At 47.9% G+C, this 4,956-nt stretch carries 3 protein-coding genes; all 3 read right to left on the bottom strand.

All coding sequences use genetic code 11. The features are described 5' to 3' along the window. Nucleotides 1–246 (bottom strand): 30S ribosomal protein S12 (gene rpsL, locus B3D59_RS17650; RefSeq protein ID WP_286822458.1); only part of this gene is annotated, 246 nt, incomplete at its 3' end. A gap of 102 nt (nt 247–348) precedes the next feature. Next, the gene (gene rpoC / locus B3D59_RS17645) at nt 349–4,731 is read right to left on the bottom strand and encodes a DNA-directed RNA polymerase subunit beta' (RefSeq protein ID WP_286822457.1); all 4,383 of its coding nucleotides are present in this window, start codon (nt 4,729–4,731) and stop codon (nt 349–351) included. A gap of 10 nt (nt 4,732–4,741) precedes the next feature. Beyond that, nucleotides 4,742–4,956 (bottom strand): hypothetical protein (locus B3D59_RS17640; protein ID WP_286822456.1); only part of this gene is annotated, 215 nt, incomplete at its 5' end.

The following is a 4,956-nucleotide window of genomic DNA, read 5'->3' as shown; positions in this document are numbered from 1 at the left end:
GACCAGAACAACAGAGTGTTCCTGGAGATTATGCCCCATGCCCGGGATATAAGCTGCGACTTCCATACCGGTTGTCAGACGAACCCTTGCAACCTTCCTTAGAGCTGAGTTCGGCTTTTTAGGAGTAGAAGTATACACCCTAGTGCAAACCCCTCGCTTTTGAGGTCCGCCCTTCAAAGCCGGCGTACTAACCTTTTTTTCAGACTTCTTTCTACCTTTTCGTACCAATTGATTTATGGTCGGCATAACTCCACACGCTCCTTCATCAAACTTAATAAGTCGCCATACACGACAAAATATTTGATTCTACTTATACTTTTTCTAAATGTCAATAATATTTTATTTTTTCTATACTTCAGCAACTTCACCATATCCCACTTCCAGATTGCGATAGCCTGGAAAACCCGTACCAGCCGGTATGAGTCTACCCATAATAACGTTTTCTTTCAACCCCTTAAGCCCGTCATACTTGCCTTCAATGGCTGCAAGAGTAAGCACCTTGGTGGTTTCCTGAAAAGAGGCTGCAGACAAAAAGCTATCTGTGGACAAAGAGGCTTTGGTAATACCAAGAATCAAGGGTTCTCCCTTGGCCGGCTCACCACCTGCCACAGCCACTTTGCGATTGGTTTCCTCAAAAAGGATACGATCAACCTGTTCGTCGGGTATAAAATTAGTATCCCCGGTGGAGATCACTTTAACCCGGCGCATCATCTGGCGAATGACTACCTCGATGTGCTTATCGTTGATTCGTACACCTTGAAGCCTGTAAACTTCCTGGACCTCGTCAACCAGGTATTTGGCTAGGGCCACTTCACCCTTGATGTTCATTATATCCTGGGGATTGGCCGAACCTGCGATCAGCGGATCACCTGATTTTACATAATCTCCGTCATACACTGATACATGCTGCCCCTTGGGGATGGCATACTCTTTGGCCTCTCCAACATCGCCAGGCTTAACCGTGACCTTTTGACGGCCTTTAGTCCCCTTTGAAACGGTGACATAGCCATTAATTTCAGTCAGCACTGCCGGATCCTTTGGCTTTCTGACCTCAAAAAGCTCAGCGACCCTGGGAAGACCACCGGTAATATCTTTGGTTTTAGTGGTGGCCCGCGGCAGTTTGGCAATAACATCACCTGCCATGATGTTGTCATCCTCATCAACAGTTAGAATCGCGTTTACCGGCAGGTAATACCTGGCTGGGGTTTTAGAGTTGAGCAACTTGACCGCTTTACCCTCTTTATCTTTAACGGTGATCCTGGGCCGAACCTCAACATCCTTGCTTTCAATAATCGTCCTTGACACTTTACCGGTAACCGGGTCAATCTGTTCTTGAACCGTATTACCCACGATGATATCAGCAAATCTTATCCGACCGGATACTTCCGTGATAATCGGCGTGGTAAAGGGATCCCAGGAGGCGATAATATCGCCCGGCTCAGTCTGCTGACCATCCTTGACATGAAGAGTGGCACCATAAATCACATTATTCTTGGCACGCTCACGCCCCTCTTCGCCGACAATGGTCACACCGCCACCTTTACGGTTCATGACAATGACATCGCCCTGGGCCGAAATAACGGTCTGAATATCCTCGTTGAACTTTACAATCCCACCGACACGGGCCTTGACTTCAGCGACCTCTACCTTTCTGGATGCTGTACCGCCGATATGAAAGGTACGCATGGTCAACTGGGTACCGGGCTCGCCAATGGACTGGGCTGCCACAATACCAATGGCCTGACCAATTTCCACCGTAACACCATGGGCAAGGTCACGACCGTAGCATCTTGAACAGACACCGTGCTTTGAGTTACATGTCAATACGGATCTGATTTTTACGCGTTGAACGCCTGCGGCCTCAATTTTAGCCACATGGGCTTCATTAAGTTCTGTGTCAGCCGCCACAATAAATTCATCGGAATAAGGATCGCGAATATCCTCCTGGGTAACGCGCCCAAGAATTCTTTCTCCAAGGGTCTGAATAATTTCACCACCCTCATACAAAGCTTCAACTTCAATGCCGTTTATGGTACCGCAATCTGGCTCCACTATCGTGCAGTCCTGACCGACATCAGCCAAACGGCGGGTAAGATAGCCGGAGTTTGCTGTTTTCAATGCGGTATCAGCAAGCCCTTTCCGGGCACCATGGGTGGATATAAAGTACTGTAGTACGGACAACCCTTCACGGAAACATGCGGTGATGGGATTTTCAATAATCTCACCGGAAGGCTTGGCCATCAAACCACGCATACCGGCCAACTGGCGCATCTGGTCCTTGGAACCACGGGCTCCGGAATCTGCCATAACATAAACGGCATTGAGTTCCTCTGAGCTGTCCGCCCCTTCTTTTTTGGGCGGATTCTTCATCACTTCCATCATGGCGTTCGCAATATCATCTGTCGCCTGGGCCCAGATATCAACCACCTTGTTGTATTTTTCACCCTGGGTAATCAAACCTTCGGAATATTGATTTTTAATATCTTCAATATTTTTTTCTGCTTTACCAATGAGATCCCATTTGTTTGACGGAATAATCATGTCATCAATGCAGATGGACAGGCCGCCAAGTGTTGAATGTTTGTATCCAATGTCCTTTAGACGGTCGGAAAGGATAACGGTTTCCTTTAAACCGATATTTCTGTAGGCATAGTCAATGAGCTTTACAATGGATTTTTTATCCATCAGCTTGTTCACCAGACTGAACGGCAAGGTAGAGGTTCTTTCTTCCACTTTAAAAAGGGTGTACTTTTCGCCCACCATGCGGACATCGGTGAACTGCCCTTGTTTAAGTCCGTAAAGCTGCTCCACCACCACGTCGGAAACCTGAAAAATATTTTTAAATTCCTTACGCGTTAAAACGCCTGTTGTCCCCCGGGTCTTTTTAATCTCCTCATCCCCGTATTTATTCAAGACTGCATCAAAATCTTCACCTGCTTTTAATTCAGCAAGCGCGGCTTCGGCGGCCTCAAGGCTTTCGGTCCGGATACGGCTCATGTTTAAAAGCACGTCACCGGGGATGGTCTCCCACAAAAGAATTCGGCCGGTAGTGGTATCATAGATCACATCGTCAATGCGAACCTTGATTTTGGCGTGAATGCTAACCTCTCCCGCATCAAAGGCAAAACGTACCTCGTCTGTACTTGAAAAGGTGGTCCCCTCTCCCTGCTGACCGGACATTGCCCGGGTCATATAATAAATTCCCAATACAATGTCCTGGGTGGGAACAATAATCGGCTGGCCGTTTGCCGGGGATAAAATATTGTTGGTAGAGAGCATCATGATCCTGGCTTCCAGCTGGGATTCCAGGGAAAGCGGCACGTGTACGGCCATCTGGTCTCCGTCAAAGTCAGCGTTGAACGCCGGACACACCAGAGGATGAAGCTGAATGGCCTTCCCTTCGATCAATACCGGCTCAAACGCCTGGAACCCGAGACGATGCAAGGTGGGCGCGCGGTTAAGCATAACCGGGTATTCCTTTACCACGGCTTCAAGAGCATCCCATACTTCGGTCTCCTCGCGCTCAACCATTTTCTTGGCACTTTTTACCGTGGAGACCAGGCCTTTCTGCTCAAGGTAATTGTAAATAAACGGTTTGAAAAGCTCCAAAGCCATTTTCTTGGGAATGCCGCACTGGTGGAGCCGAAGTTCAGACCCCACGGTAATTACGGTACGCCCGGAATAATCCACACGTTTACCTAAGAGATTCTGACGGAACCGCCCCTGTTTGCCTTTAAGCGTATCAGATAAAGATTTCAACGGACGCTTGTTGGTCCCTGTGACCACCCGGCCATGACGTCCATTGTCAAAAAGCACGTCTACAGCTTCCTGGAGCATCCGTTTTTCGTTTCGGACAATAATATCCGGCGCATTGAGATCAACCAGCCGTTTAAGGCGGTTATTGCGATTGAGCACACGGCGATACAGATCATTGAGATCCGAGGTGGCAAACCTGCCGCCCTCAAGGGGTACAAGGGGACGCAGATCCGGAGGTAAAATCGGGCAGGCCGTCAGGATCATCCGGGAAGGCTCTATCCCTGATGTCAAAAAGGCATCAATGACCTTCATGCGCTTGGCCATTTTCTGCTGTTTGGCCATGGATTTGGTCAGGCCTATCTCTTCGGTAAGTTCATCATGAACTGCCTGAAGATCAATCTCATTCAGCAGGGTTAAGATAGCCTCAGCGCCGATCCCGGCAATAAAGCCCTCCTCACCAAATGTTTCAATGGCCTCATAATACTGGTCATCGGAAAGCAGCTGCATTTTTTTCAACCCAGAACCTTTAGGGTCGATAATAATATATGAATCAAAGTAAAGAACCTTTTCCAGATTCTTCAACGTCATATCCAGAGCATTGCCGATCTTGGAAGGCAGACTTTTCAAAAACCAGATATGTGATACGGGCGCGGCAAGTTCAATATGCGCCATACGCTCGCGTCTGACTTTGGACTGAATAACCTCAACCCCGCATTTTTCACAAACAACTCCCCGATGCTTCATGCGTTTATACTTACCGCAATTACACTCATAATCCTTGGTCGGTCCGAATACCTTAGCACAAAAAAGACCGTCACGTTCAGGCTTAAAGGTTCTATAGTTGATGGTCTCAGGCTTTTTTATTTCGCCGTAGGACCATTCCCGAATCTGATCGGATGATGCAAGGCTGATCTGAACGCCCTCGTAACTTTGGGGGTCCTTGGGTTTTGCGAAGAAATCGTAAATATTATCCAAAGTCTTCTCCTTATTTGCTGCCTTCTATAAGATTCATATCCAGCCCCAGAGCATTGAGCTCTTTAATCAGAACCCTGAAAGATTCAGGCATTCCAGGTTCCAGGACATTCTGGCCTTTAACAATTTTTTCATACATACGGGTCCGGCCGGTCATATCATCGGATTTCACCGTAAGAAATTCCTGAAGCGCGTGGGCAGCACCATAGGCTTCCATGGCCCAGACCT

Origin of the sequence: Desulfobacter sp. UBA2225, assembly GCF_002348205.1 — a bacterium.
GTDB lineage: Bacteria > Desulfobacterota > Desulfobacteria > Desulfobacterales > Desulfobacteraceae > Desulfobacter > Desulfobacter postgatei.
This window is presented reverse-complemented; position numbering and strand designations above follow the sequence as displayed.